The sequence below is a fragment of the Streptomyces sp. PT12 genome (assembly GCF_003311645.1).
GTDB lineage: Bacteria > Actinomycetota > Actinomycetes > Streptomycetales > Streptomycetaceae > Streptomyces.
Map to the genome: position 1 here is coordinate 141,403 of NZ_QEST01000184.1, position 19,864 is coordinate 161,266.

General features: G+C 71.4%; 21 protein-coding genes and 1 pseudogene. 9 read left to right on the top strand and 13 right to left on the bottom strand.

Features of this window, described 5'->3' with window-relative positions; translation table 11 throughout:
• Nucleotides 1–50 precede the first annotated feature (50 nt).
• Nucleotides 51–1,922 (top strand): SpoIIE family protein phosphatase, encoded by a 1,872-nt coding sequence (locus tag DEH69_RS21070; RefSeq protein WP_113688537.1) that lies wholly within the window; start codon nucleotides 51–53, stop codon nucleotides 1,920–1,922.
• Here DEH69_RS21070 and DEH69_RS21075 read toward each other — a convergent pair.
• Nucleotides 1,919–2,155 (bottom strand): hypothetical protein, encoded by a 237-nt coding sequence (locus DEH69_RS21075; protein WP_113688538.1) that lies wholly within the window; start codon nucleotides 2,153–2,155, stop codon nucleotides 1,919–1,921. The genes DEH69_RS21070 and DEH69_RS21075 overlap by 4 nt on opposite strands.
• Nucleotides 2,152–3,105: an SPFH domain-containing protein gene (locus DEH69_RS21080; protein WP_113688539.1), complete on the bottom strand. Its 954-nt coding sequence runs from the start codon at nucleotides 3,103–3,105 to the stop codon at nucleotides 2,152–2,154. Before DEH69_RS21080 ends, DEH69_RS21075 begins: the two co-directional genes overlap by 4 nt.
• Before the next feature lie 92 nt (nucleotides 3,106–3,197).
• Between DEH69_RS21080 and DEH69_RS21085 the strand changes: the two genes are divergently transcribed.
• Nucleotides 3,198–3,866 carry a DUF1707 domain-containing protein gene (locus DEH69_RS21085; RefSeq protein ID WP_258534844.1) on the top strand — a complete coding sequence of 223 codons (669 nt, stop codon included), beginning with the start codon at nucleotides 3,198–3,200 and terminating at the stop codon, nucleotides 3,864–3,866.
• Nucleotides 3,867–4,035: 169 nt separating this feature from the next.
• Nucleotides 4,036–4,401 carry a WhiB family transcriptional regulator gene (locus tag DEH69_RS21090; protein WP_113688541.1) on the top strand — a complete coding sequence of 122 codons (366 nt, stop codon included), beginning with the start codon at nucleotides 4,036–4,038 and terminating at the stop codon, nucleotides 4,399–4,401.
• Nucleotides 4,402–4,557: 156 nt separating this feature from the next.
• Here the strand turns inward: DEH69_RS21090 and glpX are convergent, their stop codons facing one another.
• Entirely contained in the window at nucleotides 4,558–5,589 is a 1,032-nt protein-coding gene (gene glpX / locus DEH69_RS21095) for a class II fructose-bisphosphatase (RefSeq protein ID WP_113688542.1), read from the bottom strand.
• Between the two features lie 140 nt (nucleotides 5,590–5,729).
• Here glpX and DEH69_RS21100 point away from each other — a divergent pair, with 140 nt between their 5' ends.
• A complete protein-coding gene (locus tag DEH69_RS21100) occupies nucleotides 5,730–6,347 on the top strand; it encodes a DUF4245 domain-containing protein (protein WP_258534845.1) in 618 nt (205 codons plus the stop codon).
• A 10-nt stretch (nucleotides 6,348–6,357) separates the two neighbouring features.
• Here DEH69_RS21100 and DEH69_RS21105 read toward each other — a convergent pair whose 3' ends face one another.
• Nucleotides 6,358–6,660, bottom strand: a complete 303-nt coding sequence (locus tag DEH69_RS21105; protein WP_113688734.1) for an exodeoxyribonuclease VII small subunit — start codon at nucleotides 6,658–6,660, stop codon at nucleotides 6,358–6,360.
• A 10-nt stretch (nucleotides 6,661–6,670) separates the two neighbouring features.
• A complete protein-coding gene (gene xseA / locus DEH69_RS21110) occupies nucleotides 6,671–7,909 on the bottom strand; it encodes an exodeoxyribonuclease VII large subunit (protein WP_113688543.1) in 1,239 nt (412 codons plus the stop codon).
• A gap of 68 nt (nucleotides 7,910–7,977) precedes the next feature.
• On the opposite strand from xseA, the gene DEH69_RS21115 reads away from it, so the two are divergent.
• Nucleotides 7,978–8,982, top strand: a complete 1,005-nt coding sequence (locus DEH69_RS21115) for a 4-hydroxy-3-methylbut-2-enyl diphosphate reductase (protein ID WP_113688544.1) — start codon at nucleotides 7,978–7,980, stop codon at nucleotides 8,980–8,982.
• Between the two features lie 106 nt (nucleotides 8,983–9,088).
• A complete protein-coding gene (locus tag DEH69_RS21120) occupies nucleotides 9,089–9,754 on the top strand; it encodes a hypothetical protein (protein ID WP_147255742.1) in 666 nt (221 codons plus the stop codon).
• Here the strand turns inward: DEH69_RS21120 and DEH69_RS21125 are convergent.
• Nucleotides 9,751–10,197, bottom strand: coding sequence for a DUF6542 domain-containing protein (locus DEH69_RS21125; protein ID WP_147255744.1), 447 nt, complete (start codon nucleotides 10,195–10,197; stop codon nucleotides 9,751–9,753). The two genes, DEH69_RS21120 and DEH69_RS21125, sit on opposite strands and share 4 nt — an antisense overlap.
• A gap of 245 nt (nucleotides 10,198–10,442) precedes the next feature.
• Between DEH69_RS21125 and ychF the strand changes: the two genes are divergently transcribed.
• Complete coding sequence (gene ychF, locus DEH69_RS21130) at nucleotides 10,443–11,552, top strand: redox-regulated ATPase YchF (protein ID WP_113688547.1); 1,110 nt, start codon at nucleotides 10,443–10,445, stop codon at nucleotides 11,550–11,552.
• 394 nt (nucleotides 11,553–11,946) lie between these two features.
• Here ychF and DEH69_RS21140 read toward each other — a convergent pair whose 3' ends face one another.
• From DEH69_RS21140 to DEH69_RS21160, 5 genes are all read right to left on the bottom strand, one after another.
• Nucleotides 11,947–12,351, bottom strand: a complete 405-nt coding sequence (locus DEH69_RS21140; RefSeq protein ID WP_258534846.1) for an SMI1/KNR4 family protein — start codon at nucleotides 12,349–12,351, stop codon at nucleotides 11,947–11,949.
• A gap of 275 nt (nucleotides 12,352–12,626) precedes the next feature.
• Nucleotides 12,627–13,502, bottom strand: a complete 876-nt coding sequence (locus DEH69_RS21145) for a hypothetical protein (RefSeq protein WP_147255746.1) — start codon at nucleotides 13,500–13,502, stop codon at nucleotides 12,627–12,629.
• A gap of 157 nt (nucleotides 13,503–13,659) precedes the next feature.
• The gene (locus tag DEH69_RS21150; RefSeq protein ID WP_113688549.1) at nucleotides 13,660–14,211 is read right to left on the bottom strand and encodes a YbaK/EbsC family protein; all 552 of its coding nucleotides are present in this window, start codon (nucleotides 14,209–14,211) and stop codon (nucleotides 13,660–13,662) included.
• A gap of 99 nt (nucleotides 14,212–14,310) precedes the next feature.
• Nucleotides 14,311–15,024 (bottom strand): SDR family oxidoreductase, encoded by a 714-nt coding sequence (locus tag DEH69_RS21155; RefSeq protein WP_113688550.1) that lies wholly within the window; start codon nucleotides 15,022–15,024, stop codon nucleotides 14,311–14,313.
• Between the two features lie 33 nt (nucleotides 15,025–15,057).
• The gene (locus DEH69_RS21160; RefSeq protein ID WP_113688551.1) at nucleotides 15,058–16,134 is read right to left on the bottom strand and encodes an alkene reductase; all 1,077 of its coding nucleotides are present in this window, start codon (nucleotides 16,132–16,134) and stop codon (nucleotides 15,058–15,060) included.
• 164 nt (nucleotides 16,135–16,298) lie between these two features.
• Between DEH69_RS21160 and DEH69_RS21165 the strand changes: the two genes are divergently transcribed.
• Nucleotides 16,299–16,901, top strand: coding sequence for a TetR/AcrR family transcriptional regulator (locus DEH69_RS21165; protein ID WP_113688552.1), 603 nt, complete (start codon nucleotides 16,299–16,301; stop codon nucleotides 16,899–16,901).
• Between the two features lie 14 nt (nucleotides 16,902–16,915).
• Here the strand turns inward: DEH69_RS21165 and DEH69_RS21170 are convergent, their stop codons facing one another.
• Entirely contained in the window at nucleotides 16,916–17,224 is a 309-nt protein-coding gene (locus tag DEH69_RS21170) for a helix-turn-helix domain-containing protein (protein WP_113688553.1), read from the bottom strand.
• A 398-nt stretch (nucleotides 17,225–17,622) separates the two neighbouring features.
• Nucleotides 17,623–18,597: pseudogene (locus tag DEH69_RS21175) on the bottom strand (NADP-dependent oxidoreductase); the annotation flags it as partial.
• 438 nt (nucleotides 18,598–19,035) lie between these two features.
• Here DEH69_RS21175 and DEH69_RS33675 point away from each other — a divergent pair.
• On the top strand, nucleotides 19,036–19,401 hold the full coding sequence (locus DEH69_RS33675; RefSeq protein ID WP_181727537.1) for a transposase: 366 nt from the start codon (nucleotides 19,036–19,038) through the stop codon (nucleotides 19,399–19,401).
• Nucleotides 19,402–19,864: the final 463 nt, after the last annotated feature.

Below are 19,864 nucleotides of genomic sequence, written 5' to 3' on the forward strand. Positions count from 1 at the left end.
ACAACGACCCCACTCCGCATGCTAGTTCCCGCCTGGATGGATCTCCCCTTGTGACGGACCCGACCCCACCGCAGCACGCGGCGCGCACGGCGGACGTTCCCGCGTTCGCCGAAGGACCGGCGCTGCCGCACGCCCGCTCCGAGCCCGAGTCGACGGAGCAGCCGCCAGCCCGCCCGGCGTCGGGCGAGGGGCTCAACGGCGGGATGGGCGACACCGACAGGCTGCGGTTCGTGGGGGCCGCCACCCGTCGCATCGCCCGCGGGATGGACCTGGACGAGATCGTGCTCGGCCTGTGCCGCGCCACCGTGCCCACGTTCTCCGACGCCATCCTCGTCTACCTCAGACACCCCCTGCCGGTCGGCGACGAGCAGCCCGTGACGCCCATGGTGCTCAAGCTGCGCCGCACCGACCGCATCCCCGAGGCCCTGTCGCTCGGCGGCGCCTCGCTCGAATCCCTCGACGACGTGCACGGCGACGGCTCGGGCCCCGTTCTGCCGATCCTGGCCAGCGCGACCCCGCTGGTCGAGGTCAGGGGGAACGGGCCGCTCGCCGAGGTGCTGCGCGGCGTCCGGCCCGTCTTCGTGGAGTCCCAGGTGCCCAGGGCGGCGCTGCGCGAGCTGACCGGGGCCGTGGCGCTCCCCGAGGGGCACCGGGCGATCCTCGCGCCGCTGCGTGGGCGGCGCCGGGTCATCGGCGCCGCGGTGTTTCTGCGGCGGCCCGACCGCGAGTCGTTCGAGCAGGAGGACCTTCAGGTCGCCCAGCAGCTCGCGACCCACTCCGCGCTCGGCGTGGACAAGGCCGTGCTCTACGGCCGTGAGGCGTCGATCGCCGACGAGTTGCAGCGCACGATGCTCCCCGACGACCTGCCGCAGCCCACCGGCGTGCGGCTGGCCAGCCGTTACCTCCCCGCCGCCCAGTCCGCGCGCGTCGGCGGCGACTGGTACGACGCGATCCCGCTGCCCGGCAGCCGCATCGCGCTGGTCGTGGGCGACGTGATGGGCCACTCCACGACATCCGCGGCCATCATGGGCCAGCTGCGCACCACGGTGCAGACCCTCGCGGGCCTCGACCTGCCGCCGCAGGAGGTGCTGCACCACCTCGACGAGCAGGCCCAACGCCTGGGCACCGACCGGATGGCGACGTGCCTCTACGCCGTCTACGACCCGGTCGAGCACCGCATCACCGCGGCCAACGCCGGTCACCCGCCGCCCGTTCTCCTTCATGTGGACGGCTCGACCGAGCTGGTCGACCTCCCGCCCAACGCGCCCATCGGCGTGGGCGGCGTCGACTTCGAGACGGTCGAGCTGCCTGCGCCCGCGGGCGCCACCCTCGTGCTGTACACCGACGGCCTGGTCGAGTCCCGCAGCCGCGACGTGTGGACGGGCGTGGAGCACCTGAGGGAGAAGCTGGCGGAGATCTCCCGGCTGACGCGGCCCGACGCCGCGGCGCCGCTTGAGCCGCTGTGCGACGAGATCCTTGACATCGTCGGCCCCGGCGACCGCGACGACGACATCGCCCTGCTCGCCGCGAGGTTCGAGGGCATCGCCCCGGGGAACGTCGCCTACTGCCGCCTCGACCCGCGCGCCGAGTCGGTGCGCGAGGCGCGCCGCCTGGTGCGGGACAGCCTGGCGCGCTGGGAGCTCGAAGAGCTGGAGGACTCCGTCGAGCTGCTGGTCAGCGAGGTGGTGACCAACGCCGTTCGCTATGCCGAACGCCCCGTGTCCGTCCGGCTGTTGCGCACCGACGTGCTGCGCTGCGAGGTGGGCGACGACGTGCCGCAGCTGCCGAGGCTGCGGCAGGCGGGCCCGGCGGACGAGGGCGGCAGGGGCCTCTATCTCGTCCAGCGCCTCGCCCGCCAGTGGGGCGCGACCCGCCTGAGCACGGGCAAGCTCGTGTGGTTCGAGATGGCGCCTCCCGCCTAATCCTCCACCCTCTTGGGCGGCCGCCCGCGCCGTGGGTGCGGCCCCGCGTCCCTGGGAAGGCGGCCCGCGTCCCGCAGCGCCGCCCGCAGCAGGAAGTCGATCTGCGCGTTGGTGCTGCGCAGCTCGTCGGCCGCCCACCGCGCGAGCGCGTCGTGGACGGCCGGGTCGAGCCGCAGCAGCACCTGCTTGCGCGCGCGCCGCGCGGCCCCCTCGGAGTGCGGACCCTCGGTCACTGGTAGAGGGACCCCGCGTTCACCACGGGCTGGGCGCCATGGCTTCCGCACAGGACCACCAGCAGGTTGGACACCATCGCGGCCCTGCGCTCGTCGTCCAGCTCCACCACGTCCATGTCGCCGAGCCGTTCGAGCGCCTTCTCTACCATGCCGCAGGCCCCTTCGACGATCGCCTGACGGGCCGCCACCACGGCGCCAGCCTGCTGACGTTGCAGCATGGCCGACGCGATCTCCGGCGCGTACGCGAGGTGCGTGAAGCGCGACTCGACGATGCGCACGCCCGCCGCCCGCACCCGCGCGGTCAGCTCGACGGCCAGCTTCTCGGTGATCTCCTCGGCGTCGGCGCGCAGCGACAACTGGTCGGCCTCCGGGGCGTCGTACGGGTACTCGATCGCGATGTGCCGCACGGCCGACTCGGTCTGCGTGCCCACGAACTCCACGAAGTCGTCCACCTCGAAGCTGGCCTGCGCGGTGTCCTCGACCTGCCACACGATCACCGCGGCCAGCTCGATCGGGTTGCCGTCGGCGTCATTGACCTTGAGCACGGCCGTCTCGTGGTTGCGGACGCGGGTGGAGATCTTGACGCGTGTGGTCAGGGGGTTGACCCAGCGCAGGCCGTCGTCGCGGATCGTGCCGGTGTAGCGCCCGAAGAACTGCACGACGCGCGCCTCGCCCGGGGCCACCATGTTGAGCCCGGTCATCAGGAAGAGGGCGGTCAGGAAGAGCAGCGAGCTCGCCACCAGCAGCGGGACGCCGACGGCGGGGGAGCCGTTCGCGGCGATCGCGATGCCCGCGAAGACGCCGCCGAGGCCCAGTAGCGAGCCGGTCAGGGTGAGCAGCAGCGCGAGGCCGCCGGGGACGCTGCGCGCCCTGAACTCCCTGACGCTGGGCGGCGGCATGTCGGGCGCGTCGGGCGCGTCGGCAGGAACAGTCTGATCGTTGGTGGTCATGGGAGCCCCCGTCGATGGTGTACTAGCAGTGTGATAGCACATTACCACATGGGTCTGGTCGCGATGTATCGCGTGTCTGTACGCTGGTCGTCGTGAACGCTGAGAACCGGCCCTCCGTGCCGCTGGAGAAGCAGCCTGTCCGGGCGTCCGACGCGGACCGCGACCGCATCGCCGACATCCTGCGCGAGGCGCTGGCCGAGGGGCGGCTCGACGCCGAGGAGCACGCCGAGCGGGTCGAGGCGGTCTACCGGGCCAAGACACTCGCCGAGTTGGAGCCGCTGATCCAGGACCTGCCCGCAGGCCAGCCCCAGGGCCCCGGCCCCGGCCCCGGCCATGCGCCCCCGCCTCCGCGCGCCTTCGAACGGCGCGGCGGCTCGCACGGGTTGAGCGTGTCCAACGCGAAGAACGTCGTGGCCGTCCTCAGTGGCTCCACGCGCCAGGGGCGTTGGCGGGTCGGCCCCAAGGTGAACGCCGTGGCGGTGTGCGGCGGCGTCGAGTTGGACCTGACCGAGGCGATCTTCGAGTACCGCCATGTCGTGGTCAACGCCACGGCCATCTGCGGAGGCATCGAGATCCGCGTCCCGGAGAACGTCAGCCTGCGCAGCGCGGGCAGCGGCGTCATGGGCAGCTTCGATGTGCGCGAGGCCGAGTCGCCCGAGCCCCACGCCCCGATCGTGGTCGTGCAGGGTGTGGCCATCTGGGGCGGGGTCGAGGCGAGGCACGTGCGGGGGAAGCGCCTGAGGAACCTCAGCGACGGCTGATACGTCTGACCATGTTGTCGCTCCGTGCATAGACGTGCGCACAGTGGGTAGGGCTGGGGGGACCGTCACTCGTATGGCCGCATGGTGGGAAGGCGAACAGCGGCACCCCCTGACGGGTGAGGGTCCACCAGCCAGGAGCGACCCCCGTAGCCGTCGTCAGGAGTTGACCGTGCTGCAATCGTCACCGCCACATGAGTCCCAGTGGTCCCCCGCCGTCCCCACGCAACGCAGTTCGAAAGATCTCGCGGGGCCCTGGCACTCGGAGGCCGCCTGCCGGCGGGATGAGGCGGGGCTGTTCTTCGCCCCCTCCCAGGAGCCCACGGCGGCCAGGCTCTCCAGGGAGCAGGCGGCCAAGTCGGTATGTGCCCGCTGCCCTGTGCTGCTCGAGTGCCGCGAGCACGCTTTGCTCCAGCCCGAGCCCTATGGCGTCTGGGGCGGGCTGACCGCCGCCGAGCGCCGCGTGGTGCTCAGCCGCAGGCGGCGCCGAGACGCGGCCGCGGGCGGCAGGCCCGCGGACATCAGCCGCATCGCCTGACGCCGCGCCCCCGGTCCCCCCACACCACACCGGCGCGGCCCCCCCCCCCCGCGGGCGGTCCCGGCTCCTCCGCCCGGGACCGCCCGCCGTTTGCCCCGGGGCCCCCGCCGGATCCCCCCCACCGGATCCAGCGCCGTATCTCGCGCCCTTCAGGGCTCAGCGCGCGGTGTCGAAGTCGATCGCGCTGTACGCCCGCAGCTTGGACAGCCGGTGCGTCGAGTCGATCTGCCGGATCGTGCCCGAGCGCGAACGCACCACGAGCGACTGGGTCGTCGCCGTCTCCGCGCGATACCGCACCCCGCGCAGCAGCTCGCCGTCGGTGATGCCCGTCGCGACGAAGAACACGTTCTCGCCGCGCACCAGGTCGCCGGTGTGCAGCACCCGGTCGAGGTCATGGCCCGCGTCGAGGGCCGCGCGCCGCTCCGCCTCGTCCTTGGGCCACAGCTTCCCCTGGATCGTGCCGCCAAGGCATGTGATCGCGCAGGCCGCGATGATGCCCTCGGGGGTGCCGCCCACGCCGAGCAGCAGATCGACGCCCGTGCCCTCGCGGACGCTCATGATCGCCCCCGCCACGTCCCCGTCCTGGATGAACTTGATCCGGGCGCCGCACTCCCTGACCTCCCGCACCAACGCGTCGTGCCGCGGCCGGTCCAGGATGCACACGGTCACATCGCCGGGGCTGCCGCCCTTGGCCTTGGCCACCCGCCGGATGTTCACGGAGGCGGGGGCGTCGATGTCCACGAACTCCGCCGCCTCGGGGCCCGTCGCCAGCTTGTCCATGTAGAAGACGGCGCTCGGGTCGAACATCGCGCCCCGCTCCGCGACGGCGAGCACCGACACGGCGTTGGCCATGCCCTTGGCCGTCAGCGTCGTGCCGTCCACCGGGTCGACCGCCACGTCGCACTCGGGGCCCGAACCGTCCCCGACCCGCTCCCCGTTGAACAGCATCGGCGCCTCGTCCTTCTCGCCCTCGCCGATGACCACCACGCCGTTCATCGAGACGGTGGAGATCAGCGCGCGCATCGCGCGAACCGCGGCGCCGTCAGCGCCGTTCTTGTCGCCGCGCCCCACCCAGCGGCCCGAGGCCATCGCCCCCGCCTCGGTCACCCTGACCAGCTCGAGGGCGAGGTTGCGGTCGGGGGCCTGGGGGCCGACGTCCAGCGGGGGAGGGAGATGGTGCTCCGTCATCGGGACGACCTTTCTGGCGCGGTCACGGTGCGGTCCCCTCGACTGTAACCGGCGGGGTACACATGAGCATTCCCTCCTCTCGTATGAGCGAACCCGGGGGTGGTCGCACGGTCGCCCTTGGCGTGAGGGACGATGGACCCGTGGCGAACCACGCGGTGGAAGACGCGGAGAACGACATGGCGGCGGCCGATGACCGCACGACCGGCGAGGCCACGAGGCCGTCGGCCGGGCGGCGCGGCCTGGCCTCCGTGCGGAACATGGTGGTGTCCCTCGTGGTCATCTGCGGCGGGGCGTTCGCCCTGGTGGCGCTCAACCCCGGGGATCAGCCCGAGGGTTCGACCCCGACCGTGAGCTATGACGTCGAGGCGGCGACGGCCGCCCGCGCCGCCCCCTATGAGCTGCTGGTCCCCGAGGGCCTGTCGTCCGACTGGCGCGCCACCTCCGTGCGCTACCAGCCCGCGGGCGACTTCGGCGCGACCTGGCGCCTCGGCTTCCTCGACCCGGACGAGGAGTACGCCGCCCTCGCCCAGGCCGACGGCGCCCCCGATGACTTCATCGAGGAGATCACCCAGGGCGCCACCGACACGGGCGAGACCGCCTCGGTCGGCGGCCGCGACTGGGCGCGTTACGAGGGCGACAAGTACGACGCGCTCGTGCTCCGCGACGCCGATGTGACCACCGTCGTCCTGGGCACCGCGCCCCTCGACCGGCTCACCCACTTCGCCACGGCCCTCACCCCCGAGCCCGTCCAGGGCTGAGCCGGGGCCGTCAGCGCGGCTCCCCCTCCCCCTCTTCGCCGTCCTCGGCCGCCCCCTCCTCCTCGGCCAGCGCAGCGTCGAGGCGGGCCCGCGCGCCCTCGAGCCAGCGGCCGCAGATCCGCGCCAGCTCCTCCCCGCGCTCCCACAGCGCAAGCGACTCCTCGAGCGTCGCACCGCCCGCCTCCAAGCGGCGCACCACGTCGATCAACTCGTCCCTGGCCTGCTCGTAGCCGAGCGCCGCCTCCGCCGAGCCCGCCGCCTCCGCCGGGCCCGCCCCCTGAGCCGAATCCGTCGTCGTGTCCGCTTCCGTCATGCCGGTCACCCTATGCCCCACCTTGCCGGCCCGCCCCGGGCCGCTCGCCGACCGTGACCGGGAACGCGCCCTCCGCGACGCGCGCCCGCAACTCCTCGCCCGCCGCCACCTCGTCGGCCGCCCGCACCGCCGAGCCGTCGGCCCGCTGCAACACGGCATAGCCGCGCCGCAGCGTCGCCGCGGGCGACAGCGCCACCACCCGCGCCCGCGTGTGCGCCAGATCCGCCCGCGCGCGATCCAGCAGATGCGCCAACGTGCGCCGCGAGCGCCCCATCAACGCCGCAAGCTCCTCCGCGCGCGCCTCCACCATCCGGTGCGGCTCCGCCAGCGCGGGCCGGTCCCGCGCCGCCGCCAGGCCCCGCTCCTCCCGCTCGATCCTGGACGCGAGCACCCATCGCGCCCTGTCCCGCAACTGCCGCACCCGCGCCATCTCCTCGCGCACGTCGGGCACCGTGCGCTTGGCCGCGTCCGTCGGCGTCGAGGCCCGCAGATCGGCCACCAGGTCGAGCAGCGGGGCGTCCGGCTCGTGCCCGATCGCGGAGACCACGGGCGTGCGGCACGCGGCGACCGCCCGCACCAGCCGCTCGTCCGAGAACGGCAGCAGGTCCTCCACGCTCCCGCCGCCCCTGGCCACGATGATCACGTCCACGTCGGGGTCGGCGTCCAACTCCCCGACCGCGTCGATGACGTGCGGCACCGCGTGCACGCCCTGCACCGCGACGTTGCGCACGGCGAACCTGACGGCGGGCCAGCGCAGCCTGGCGTTCTCCAGGACGTCGCGCTCGGCAGCCGACGCCCGCCCCGTCACCAGCCCCACCCGCCGCGGCAGGAACGGCAGCCGCCGCTTGCGCTCCGGCGCGAACAACCCCTCGGCCGCCAGCGCCCGCTTGAGCTTCTCCAGGCGCAGCAGCAGCTCCCCGACCCCCACCGCGCGGATCTCCGCCGCCCGCAACGACAGCTCGCCGCGCGGCGCGTACCACTCGGGCTTGGCAAACACGACGACCCGCGCGCCTTCCGTTATGACGTCGGCGACCGCGTCGAAGACCCCGCGGAAGCACGTCACCCGCACCGAAACGTCATGCGCCGGATCCCGCAGCGTGAGGAAGACCACCCCGAACCCGGGGCGCCGCGAGAGCTGGGTGATCTGCCCCTCCACCCACACCGCGCCGAGCCGGTCGATCCACCCCCCGATGAGCCGGGACACCTCGCCCACCGGGATGGGCGCCTCCGCCGTCGTCTGCACTGCCATACCGTCACGCTAGCGCCGAGCACTGACAGTCCCCTCGGGCCGCCCCCGAGCCCCCGTACCATGGGCCCATGGATCGAGACGCCGAAGACACCGGGCGGGACGCCGGGCGCCGCCGCGTCCTGCTTGCCGCACCCCGCGGATACTGCGCGGGCGTGGACCGCGCCGTCATAGCCGTCGAGCGCGCCCTGGAGAAGTACGGCGCGCCGATCTATGTGCGCCACGAGATCGTTCACAACAAGTACGTCGTGCGCACGCTGGAGAAGAAGGGCGCCATCTTCGTCGATGAGACCGCCGAGGTCCCCGAGGGCGAGATCGTCATCTTCTCGGCGCACGGCGTCTCGCCCGAGGTCCACCGCGAGGCCGAGCGCGGCAAGCTGGCCACGGTCGACGCCACCTGCCCGCTGGTCACCAAGGTCCACAAGGAGGCCGTCCGCTTCGCGCGGCAGGACTACGACATCCTCCTCATCGGTCACGAGGGCCACGAGGAGGTCATCGGCACCAGCGGCGAGGCCCCCGAGCACATCACCCTGGTCGACGGCCCCAAGGACGCCGCGTCCGTCGAGGTCCGCGACCCGGAGAAGGTCGTCTGGCTCTCCCAGACGACGCTGTCCGTCGACGAGACCATGGAGACGGTGGACGCGCTCAAGACCCGTTTCCCGCTGCTGGTCAGCCCGCCGAGCGACGACATCTGCTACGCCACACAGAACCGCCAGACCGCCGTCAAGCAGGTCGCGGCCGAGGCGCAGCTCGTCCTGGTCGTCGGCTCGAAGAACTCGTCGAACTCCGCCCGCATGGTCGAGGCCGCCCTCGGTGCCGGGGCGGACGCCTCCTATCTCGTGGACAACGCGGGCGAGATCGACGAGGCGTGGCTCGAAGGCGTCACCACCGTCGGCCTCTCCTCCGGCGCCTCGGTGCCCGAGGTCCTGGTGGACGGGGCCCTGGAGTGGCTGGCCGAGCGCGGCTTCGACGACGTGGAGATCGTGCAGCCGATGGAGGAGCACATCCAGTTCTCGCTCCCCAAGGAGCTGCGCCGCGACCTGCGCGCGGAGGCCGCGGAGAAGGTTCGCGGCTAGCGAACCCCACCCGTATCTCACCTGTATCTCTTCTGTCTCCCGCCCCAGGGGTCCCGTTCGTATGATCGGGCCTCTCAAGGCACTTGAGGTAGTTGGTGCGCAACCCTTGACACAGGAGATTCACGTGGTGCGGGGCAAGTCCGCATGGCTCCGTGCCGTCGCGCCCGCCGCCGTGCTGGCGCTGGCGCTGGCGGCCTGCGGATCCGACGACTCGGACGACGACGCGGCGGGCTCGGCTGGCGCCGAACAGAGCGAGACGACCGAGGAGTCACCGGCGGCCGAGGACGAGGCTCAGGCCGACGAGGGGGAGCAGTCGGCGGGCGGGGGCTCGGCCACCCTCGCGGAGGGGGAGACGAGCGAGCCGGTCGCGTGGGAGGACGGCGACGCGGTCGCCGACCTGGCGGTCACCCTGGACCGGGTGCACGTCGGCACGGCCGCCGACCTCGCGGCGCTGAACCTCTCCTCGCCCGCCGAAGGGCTCGTGCCCGCCTCGATCTTCCTCAGCTTCGAGCACGCGGGCGGCGACCCGCTCCAGCGCCCGCGCCCAGGGATCGTCGCGTCCCTGACGCTGGCCGACAACGCCCGGCAGACCAGTCTCGTCGGCAGCCCCGAGATCCCCAGCGGCTGCCCGGCCGACTCGGACTTCGTCGACGCGCTGGCCGAGGGCGAGACGGCCGAGCTGTGCAAGTCGGTCCTCATCCCCGAGGGCTCCGAGGTCGCCAGCGTCGAGCGGTACTCGGGCGAGACCGACCTCAGCTGGACGGTCGGCTAGCCGCGTGGCGCGGCCGCGGCCCCGCGGCGGCGCAGCCGCTGGCGGAGCGAGTCGAGCCCCTTGCGGACGAGCACGACGAGGCAGGCCGTGAGCGTTCCGGCGAAGACCCAGGGCGCGCGCAGGGCGAGCTCCGTGAGCGTCTGCGTCGGGCCCGCCGAGCACAGCAGGCCCGTGGCGAACGCGATCGGCGCGGCGATCGGCGCCGTGGCGAGGTCCGCTGGCCTGACCCAGATCGCCGTCGCCGTGCAGGTCAGCACGTAGAGCGTCCCGTAGAGCGCTGGCGCCCCGCCCAGTGGCTCGCAGAGCCAGGCCGCCGCGACCATCGACGCCGTCGCGAGCACGCCGCAGCCGAGGCCGGTGAGCCTGGGGCGGGGCAGGCGGCGCCGCTGGCTCCCCCATGACCGTTCCGCCGGGCGGTCATGGGGGCCCCTCCCTGCGGTCACGTTCGAGGACGGCCGTGGCACCCGCGTCCGCACGGCGGTGGGCGAGAGCCGTGGGTGACGGGTGGTGTGCGTACTGTGTTCCACGGCACCAAGGTAAGCCGGGGTGAGGGACGGATAGCGTGATGGACACGCTTGCGGGCCATATGACTGTCCTCCCGTCCTCCCGCGCCGTCTGGCGGCCGCGCCACCGGCCGTAGACTTGGCGTTCGGCCTTACGTCCGCCCCCTCGTCCCGGGAAGTCTCACGTGTCGCTCACGATCGGAATCGTCGGCCTGCCGAATGTCGGCAAGTCGACACTGTTCAACGCCCTGACCAAGAACGATGTGCTGGCGGCCAACTACCCGTTCGCCACCATCGAGCCGAACATCGGCGTCGTCGGCGTCCCCGACCCGCGGCTGGCCCGGCTGGCCGAGGTCTTCTCGTCACAGCGGGTGCTGCCCGCCACGGTCGACTTCGTGGACATCGCGGGCATCGTGCGCGGCGCGAGCGAGGGTGAGGGCCTGGGGAACAAGTTCCTGGCGAACATCCGCGAGTCCGACGCCATCTGCCAGGTCATCCGCGCCTTCCACGACGAGAACGTCGTCCATGTCGACGGCAAGGTCTCCCCCAAGAGCGACATCGAGACCATCGACACCGAGCTGATGCTGGCCGACCTCCAGACCATCGAGAAGGTGCTGCCGCGCCTGGCGAAGGAGGCCAGGATCAAGAAGGACCGCCAGCCGGTGGTCGCGGCGGTCGAGGAGGCCAAGGAGATCCTCGAGGGCGGCCGCACGCTCTTCTCCGCGGGCATCGCCCAGGGCACCGAGCGCGCCGAGCCGCTGCACGAGCTGCACCTGCTGACGGTCAAGCCGTTCCTGTACGTCTTCAATGTGGACGAGGACGAGCTGACGGACGAGGCGTTCAAGGCCGAGCAGCGCGCGCTCGTCGCACCGGCCGAGGCGATCTTCCTCAACGCCAAGCTGGAGGCCGACCTGGCCGAGCTCGATGAGGACGAGGCCCTCGAGCTGCTTCAGACCGTCGGCCAGACCGAGCCGGGCCTGGCCACGCTCGCCCGCGTCGGCTTCGACACCCTCGGCCTCCAGACCTACCTGACGGCGGGTCCGAAGGAGGCCCGCGCCTGGACGATCAAGAAGGGCGCCACCGCGCCCGAGGCGGCCGGGGTGATCCACACGGACTTCCAGAAGGGCTTCATCAAAGCCGAGGTCATCTCGTTCGACGACCTGATGGAGGCGGGCTCGGTCACCGAGGCCCGCTCCCGCGGCAAGGCGCGCATGGAGGGCAAGGACTATGTGATGCGCGACGGCGACGTGGTGGAGTTCCGGCACGGAGGAACGTCTGGCAGCGGGAAGAAGTAGGCCGCGATCCACCCCGGTTGTGGGAGTCCCGTGGCCGCGTCTTCCCCGCGTCCGGGGAGACGCCCTCGTACGGCTCGCCCGTGCGCGCGTCGAGGAGGCGCACCTCGGCGTCCAAGACCAGCGACGCCAGCGGCCGCGCGTGCTCGGTCACCGCCTCGGCACCCGCATCCTCGAGCGCTCCGAGCGCGTCGTCGAACGCGTCGAGACGCCCCCGCCATTCGGTGCTCGTCCGGTCCTGCGTGCGCGGGCCGCCCAGGACGCGCCCAGCGAACGCGCGCAGCTGTTCCGACGCCTCGGGCGGACCGGCCTCCCTTCGACGCCTGGTGATGTACGCGATGCGCGGCCCGGATCCGCCGCTCGGGCGCCGCAGAACGCTCGCCGGACCGCTTCCCGGTCACGATCCCGCCTCGGCAGCCGCCAGCCGCCCGATCCAGCCAGCCAGGTCGTCCGCGACGGCCTCGAAGCCGGCGGGGTCGAGATCCCCGAGATCACTGGTGTGCACGGCCACGCTCGGCGGCCGTGGGTCGAGCAGGAATCCCCGGCCACCGGAGTCGTCGCCGAAGAGCACGAACCCCCGCGCGTACGTGGCCACCTCGAAGGTGGCATTGCGCTCGGAGATGTCCTCGACGGCGTAGACCCCGACTCCCGAGTCGGCCAGGAACCCGTCGCAGCGGGCGTACAGCGCCAGGAGCTGGTCGCCCAGGCCGTGCGGCAACGACCGGTCCGCGTCCGTGACCGCGCCTTGCGGGGGCGCGGGGCGCAGCCCGCTGAGGGACCGGGGAATGCGCAGCTGCGTCATCTCAGGCACCGCCGTCCATGTGCCATCCGGAGGGCACGCTGTCGGGCGTCTGCCCGGCACGCAGGCGATCGATGTGGTACTCGGCCCAGGAGGCGACCATCCCGCTCGGGCGTCGCGTGGTAGAGCTCCGCAAGAGCACTGAGGGCCTGCGCTCGTTCCGTATCGAGCTCGATGGTCAGCGTCTGGGAACGTGATCCGGTGGCCACGGCCCCGATCCTATCGGCGACGCTGCACCGATCCCTGCGTGAGTTCCGTCCCTCGTCGAGCCGGATACGTCAGGTTCCGCCGCCGCCGCTGTCCGACTCGTAGGGGTGGTTGTCGGGGTGGTATTCGAGCGGGTAGTCCGGGTCGAGCTCGACGAGCAGGTCCCCGCTCGCGTCGGTGAAGACGATCACGGGTGTGCCGGGCACGGGGATCTTATGCGCGTAGGTGTTCACCCGCATCCGGATCAGCTGCTCGCCGGTCTCCTCCTGGTACCGGATCGGGACGTCCCCACCCCGATCCCAGCCCTTTGGATCCGGCAGCGCGGCGACGACGCCCGCTCGCCGCGTGCCGGTCGCGCGAAGTCGGAGGATCCGTGCCACGTCGCGCCGAGCTCGGCGTACACCCCGGATGGCGAAGAGCGCGGTGATCAGGCAGGCGGCTGCCGCGGCGAGAGCGCCGGTCGCGAACACAACGGCGTTGGCAAGCTGCCCTCTGTTCCACCCGTCGTACTCGATCAGCTCCGGATGCAGACCGATGTCGTTCGCACGCCGGGCCCACCATGCCGCCAGGGCGGCCAGACCGAGGGCGACGCCGCCGAGCAGCCCGGTCAGCAGGACCAGGGTGCGAGGGCGCTCGCGCATCATCAGCTCCATGCCCCGTATGTAGACGCCGGCGAGGAAGAACACCGCGACGGCCGCGGCCGGGATCCCGAGAGCGAGCCACCACCACGAGTCCGGCCCGTGATCCTCCGATGAGCCGGCGACGGCGAGCCCGGTCCCTGCAATCGCGAGCCCGGCGCTGACGGCTAGCCCGACGACGAGAAGCACAAACCCGGCTCCCACCGGCTCAACTGAAGCACCGTGCGGCACGCGGGTGACGTTTCCGCCCTTCTGCCCCTGTCTGGTGAAGACAGGCTGATCCTTCAACCATGGCCATTCCTCGGACATCCCGTATCGCCTCCACTGCTCGACCCGATTGCATCGACTCGATCCGGGTCAAGAATGGCGCGGCGGACCGAGCGGAGGCACACGGCAGACGCTGTGAGGCGGGGCAGTCGCGCCTGCCACGCGCCGCCGACGCCGTGTGCCGAGCCGTGTGACGGATCTATGCGACCGAGATCCCGAGGTCGTCGACGATCTGGATGCCCGTCAGGGACGACAGCAGGATGCCGGGGATGACGACCTTGGACGGGCGGATGCCGCTGCCGAGCAGGACCAGGTCCTGCTGGATCACGCGCGCGTCGACGTAGACGGGCCATCCGTCGGGGAGTCCGATGGGGGTGATCCCGCCGTATTCCATCCCGGTCGTGCTCGTCGCGGTCTCGGTGGGGACGAAGGATGCCTTGCGGACGTCGAGGAGCCGCTTGACGGTGGAGTTGATGTCGGCCCGGCTGTCGGCGAGGACGACGCAGGCGGCGACCTTCTCAACCCCGGCGCGTCGGCCGGCGACGATGACGCAGTTCGCTACGACATCGCCGGGAAGTCCGAACGCCTCCTGGGTCGCGGCCGTGTCCGACATGTCAGGGTCGATCTCGACGACGCCGGTCTTCTCCAGCAGGCTCGCTGTCGTGATCGCTTGGAGCACGGGTGGGGCAAGCAGATCAGGCCGCTCGGAAGCGGGCACGGCCGAGAGGGCACCAAGCTCGTAGAGGGGCATCGTTCCACCGTACGACAACAGACCGGATCGCTCGCGAAGATGACGCCCGACCTCGTGTGCGGAGGGCGGTGATCGCACCGCCCTCCGCACACGTGCGTTCTACTTGGCCGCGGCCAGCTGCGGGTACGCGGCCTCGAGCGGGGCCGAGAGCGCGGCCTTGGCCCGGACGGAGGCGTCGTCCGCGAGAACCTCGTACTCGCCGGCCTCGGTCGCGTCGAACACCTTGGCGACGAGGATGGCGGGGTCGAGCTTGGGGTCGGTGGTGCTGGCGGCCATGGGGGTGTCTACCCAGCCGACGTGCACGCCGACGACCTGCACGCCGGCCGGCTGCAGCTCCAGCCTCAACGAGTTCGTGGCGGACCACAGGCCGGCCTTGGCCGCGGAGTAGATCCCCATGACCGCGAACCATGACAGCACCGAGTGGATATCGATGATCGCCGTGTTCCCACCCTTCGCCGACAGGATCGGCGCGAACGCGCGGGCGAGGAACAGCGGGCCGAGGAAGTTGGTTTCCACGTTGCTGCGGATCTCGTCGTCGGTCTGCGCGAGGATCCCCGGAGTGGACACGCTCGCGCCGGCGTTGTTGATCAGCACCGTGACATCCTGGGCCTGCTCGATGGCGGCGTGGATCGACGCCGGGTCGGTGACGTCGAGGGTGAGGGGCACGATGCGCTCGTCGTCCCACTCCCGTGGATTGCGGGCGGTGGCGTAGACCTTCGCGGCACCGCGGGCGAGGGCCTCGCGGACGAAGTGGGTGCCGATGCCGCCGTTCGCACCGGTGACGAGGACGACGGCTCCATTGAGTGAAGTCATGAGGACTGGTCTTTCTCCTGCTGTGGGTGAACGTCAGGCGCGGGTGAGAACCGGGTAGTCGGTGTAGCCGTTCGCGCCACCGGTGTAGAGGGTGGCGGGGTCCACCTCGTTGAACGGCGCGCCCTGCTGGAGCCGCTCGACGACATCGGGGTTGGCGAGGGCGAACCGGCCGAGCGGTGCGACGTCGGCGAGTCCAGCGTCGATGTCCGCGGCGATGCCGTCGCGGTCGCGCCCGTAACGGACGACGAGGACCGCGGTCGGCCATGCCTCGCGGAAGGAACGCAGGAGCTCGTCGTCGCCGAGGTGGTGCACGTGCAGGTAGACCAGGTTCAGCCGCGCCAGCTCGCCCACGAGGTAGCGGTACTGCGCGCGCACGGCCTCGGTGTCTCCTTCGTCGAGTCCGCCGAGGGGGAACGCGGGGGAGATGCGGATGCCGGTGCGGTCTGCGCCGATCTCGTCTGCGATGGCGCGTGCGACCTCGATGACGAATCGGGCGCGGTTCTCGATCGACCCGCCGTAGGAGTCGGTGCGCTGGTTGGCGTTGGGGGCGAGGAACTGGTGCAGCAGGTACCCGTTGGCGGCGTGGATCTCCACCCCGTCCGCCCCAGCGGCGATCGCGGACGCCGCGGCGTGGCGGAACTCGCCGATCACGCCCTGGATGTCCTCGACGCTGAGCTCGCGCGGCACGGGCGTCTTCTGGGGGCCGGTGGGCGTGTAGATGTCCTGCTCGGCGGAGATCGCCGACGGCGCGACCGGCTGCCGGTGGTGAGGCGTGTTGTCCGGGTGGGAGATCCGGCCGACGTGCATCAGCTGGATGAACAGGTGCCCGCCCTTCTCGTGTACGGCGTCGGCGACCTTCCGCCAGCCCTCGACGTGCGCGGGCGTGTAGGCGCCGGGGGTGTTGACGTACCCCTGCCCGTCCTCGGAAGGCTGGGTGCCCTCGGTGATCAGCAGTCCCAGCGACGCGCGCTGGGCGTAGTACTCCGCCGACAGCTCGCTCGGGGTGCCGTCCGGGGCGGCGCGGTTGCGGGTCATGGGAGCCAGCGCCAGGCGGTGCGGCAGTTCGAGCCGACCGAGGGGCAACGGCTGCCAGAGAGACGAGGAGGTCATGACGGGTGATGTTCCTTTCCGGTGTACGGATCGCCACCGCCTCCCGTGCGCGCGGTGGTCGCGGACAGGCGTGGGAGAATGAGCGGCGGCGCATTCGAGCCCACACGGCAGTGACTATGCTCAGAACTGAGATTAGTCAGCGTCTGTTCCCGAGGAGGAGCACGATGTCAGTGGCGACACCGCCGCTCGGGCGACGCGAGCGGAACAAGCAGGCCAAGCTCAAGCGCATCACCGCGGCAGCGAGCGAGCTGTTCGCGAAGCACGGTGTGGACGAGGTCACCACGCAGCAGATCGCCGACGCGGCGGACATCGGCACCGGCACCCTCTTCCTGTACGCGAAGACCAAGGGCGAGCTGCTGCTTCTCGTGCAGAACGCGCACTACGCCGCCGCGCTCGAGCGCGGCGGCGCCGCGGCCGATGGCGAGAAGACGGCGCTGGACGCCGTGACGGCGATCATCGCGCCGGTCGTGGAGTGCAACCGCGTCCAGGTCGACAACGGCCGCACCTACCTGCGGGAGATGGTCTTCGGGGACCCGGGTGAGCCGCATCATGCCGAGGCGCTGTCCATCGTGGCCCAGACCGAAGAAGCCGTTACCGGCGTCCTGACCGGCCGCGCGCAGCTGCCCGCCTCCGAGGCGGCGACGCTGGCCCGTGTGGTCTCGGCGATCGTGTTCCTGGAGCTGGGTGCCAGCGTGAACGCGGACGCGGGCATCCCCCAGCTCCTCGCGAGCATCCGCACCCAGATCGCGGCGATCCTCCCGCACTGATCCGGTCCCTTGTCTCATGGGGTTACGGCCTCGGGAGTGCTCACGCGGACGAAGGTGACGCTGACCGCGGGGATGATCTGGCCGTGTGGGTCGAGCAGCCGTGCGTGGACGCGTTCGCTCGTATCGACGGCGACGGGCGCTACTCGCGATCCCTGGGTCTGGGGGACGTGGGCTTCGCCCCACTGCCGCATGGCGACCATGACGACCTTTGCCTCCTCGCCCGCCGGGGTGGGGTGGTAGGCGTCGCGGGTGCGCTGGGCGGGCTCCCGGTAGGGGGTCTTCTGCAGCACGCCGTGCTCGACCAGCGAGGTGCTTCGGCACATCCGGTTTCGATGTGGTGGTCTCGCTGACGACGGTGTCTTCTTCCTGCTCGGTGTTCGTTTCGGGCTCAGGCCGCGAGGAACTTCGCGGCGGCGGGGGCGAACTTCTCCCAGTACTGGAAGATGCCGCCGTGGCCGGAGTCGGGGTAGATGATCAGCTCCGAGCCGTTGATCCGCTGGTGCAGGTCCGCGGAGAGGGCGGAGGGGACCATGCGGTCGTTGTCGCCGTTGGCGATCAGGGTGGGCTGGGTGATCACCGACAGGTCTGACGGGGCAGAGCGGCCGAACTTCTGGATCGCCTTGAGCTGGGTGCGGAACGCCGTGGTGCTGATGGGCTTGTCCCGATCCGTGGCGCGCTCCTTGAGGCGCTCGACGAACGCCTTCCCCACCTTCCTTCCGACCTTGCCCCGTCGGCCGCCCTTGGCGAGGGCGTCGAGGGCTTGCGGGGTCTGGTCGAAGCGGAACGTCGCGCCGACGACCGGGCGGAGGGCGCCGTCGTCGACGAGGGCGGCGATCCGCCGCAGCTGGTCCCCGTTGGCGTGCATCCACACAAACTCGTACGACACTCGGAGCTTCTTCGCCTGTCGGCGGATCTTCCAGCTGAGTGCGGCGATCGCGGCCCGCAGGATCGGGTTCAGCCCCTTCTCCTTCGCGAACGCAGGGTCGGGCGGGCCGGCGATCCCGACCGCCTTCCCGCCGGTCTTCAGGATCCGCAAGGACTTGGCGAGGTTCTCCCCGCCCAAGGAATCCAGCACGAAGTCGTATCCGGACAGCTCGGCCTCGAAGTCCTGGGTGCGGTAGTCGACCACCTCGTCCGCACCCAGTTCCCGTGCGAAGTCGGCGCCCTTCCCCGAGACAGTCGTGGCCACGTGCGCGCCGAGGTGCTTGGCGAGCTGGATCGCGACCGTGCCGACCCCGCCGGCACCGGCATGGATGAGGACCTTCTGACCCGGCTTCACGTTCCCGCGCTCGACGAGGGCCTGCCAGGCGGTCAGCGCCACCAGCGGCAGCGACGCCGCCTCGACGGGGCTGAGCCGCCCCGGGAGGGGCGCGAGATCCGCTTCGTCGATCGAGATGCGCTCGGCGAACGTCCCGATCCGGTGATCCCGCGGACGCGCGAACACCCGATCCCCGGCGTTGAACCCTCGCACCCTCGACCCGACACGGATCACGGTTCCGGCGACATCGTGCCCGAGGATCAGCGGGGTCTTGTAGGGCAGGATCGCCTTGAACCCGCCCTGCCGGATCCGCTCGTCCAGCTGATTCACGCTGGTCGCAGTCACGCGCACGAGGACGTCACGGTCACCCACCGTGGGCTCGGGCACCTCGGCCTCGTGGAGGGACTGCTTGTACTCGTCGAACACGAACGCTCGCATGGCTCTTCTGTCTCCAACGGATCCGTCTGCGGCGGCGATGGTGGTCAGCGGTGAAGGAAGCGGCTGGTGAGGTCGGCGATCGTCCGGAGATCATGTGACACGACTCCGTGCCCGGAGGCGCGATGACGCGCTGGAATCAAGAGTGGTCGACGGTTGACGCGCTTATCGTCAGTGGCGGACTCGCCGCGCCGCGCTCCATCGTGACCGAAATTCCGCCACCTGCTCGGCGCCTGTGCGGCCCTCGTCGTCTCGGCGCGGGGGCGGGGCTCCCGTGGGAGAAAGGCCGCGTAGTGGCACGCGGCGGGTCAAGTTACCCTGGTGTGCGACGTCCCAAACCGTTGAGGGATGCCTTCCGTTAGCCGATTGCTTCGCGAAATCTCTACAACAAGTCGTCTCATGTGGTGGTGTTGTGACCGATGGGTCGTCAATGCTCGTGACATGGATCTGTCACGCCGCTTGGTTCCTGATGGCCTGTGGGAGCTGGCCCGCCCTCTGCTGCCCCGGTTCGGCTGCCGTCCGCAGGGGGGCGGGACCGCTCCCTGTGACGAACGCGCGGTGTTCGCCGCGGTCGTATACGTACTGACCAGCGGGTGCGCTTGGCGGCAACTACCGAGGGTGTTCGGCGTCTCGCCGGCGACGGCGCACCGTCGTTTCACCGTGTGGACCCGGGCCGGGGTGTGGCGCGGCCTGCGCCGTGCCGTCCCGAGGGAGGGCGGTGCGGAGGACGACCTGGACTGGACGCTGGCGATCGTCGCCGCGGCTTCGGTCAGGGCCGGGAGGGGCGCTCCCTCGCGGAGGCGGTGAACCCGGGTCTTCGATCCGGACGGGGTGAGGCGGGGGCCGTTGGTCACGCCGTGTCAGGCGGCTGGCGTGGCGGCACCCGGACGCGGGGAACCCGCGGGCCCTCGTGGTCCCGGCCATTAGCCGCGCAACCGACCACAGGGGCCCGCCCCTCGTGCGGAGAGAGTGGCAATCGCTTCTCGGGCTCGGAAGTGCAAACGCCTTCGGCTTTTCGCGAACCGAGTGGCTCAACGCCTCCGGTCGCGGGGCGCGACTACTCGCCGGAGTCGGCGAGACGCGCGCCTCCATTCATTGCGAAGTCCTCCTTGTTAACGGACCGCGGGATTCCGGTATACAGCACAGCCACGTGAGACAACATCCATCTCTTGACCTTCACTTGGCGAGACCCATACTCTCCCTATCGATGTTGCGCACCATGTGCGGGCAGGCAGGAGTTCGCCGCAGGAGAAATCTCAATATGAATTGA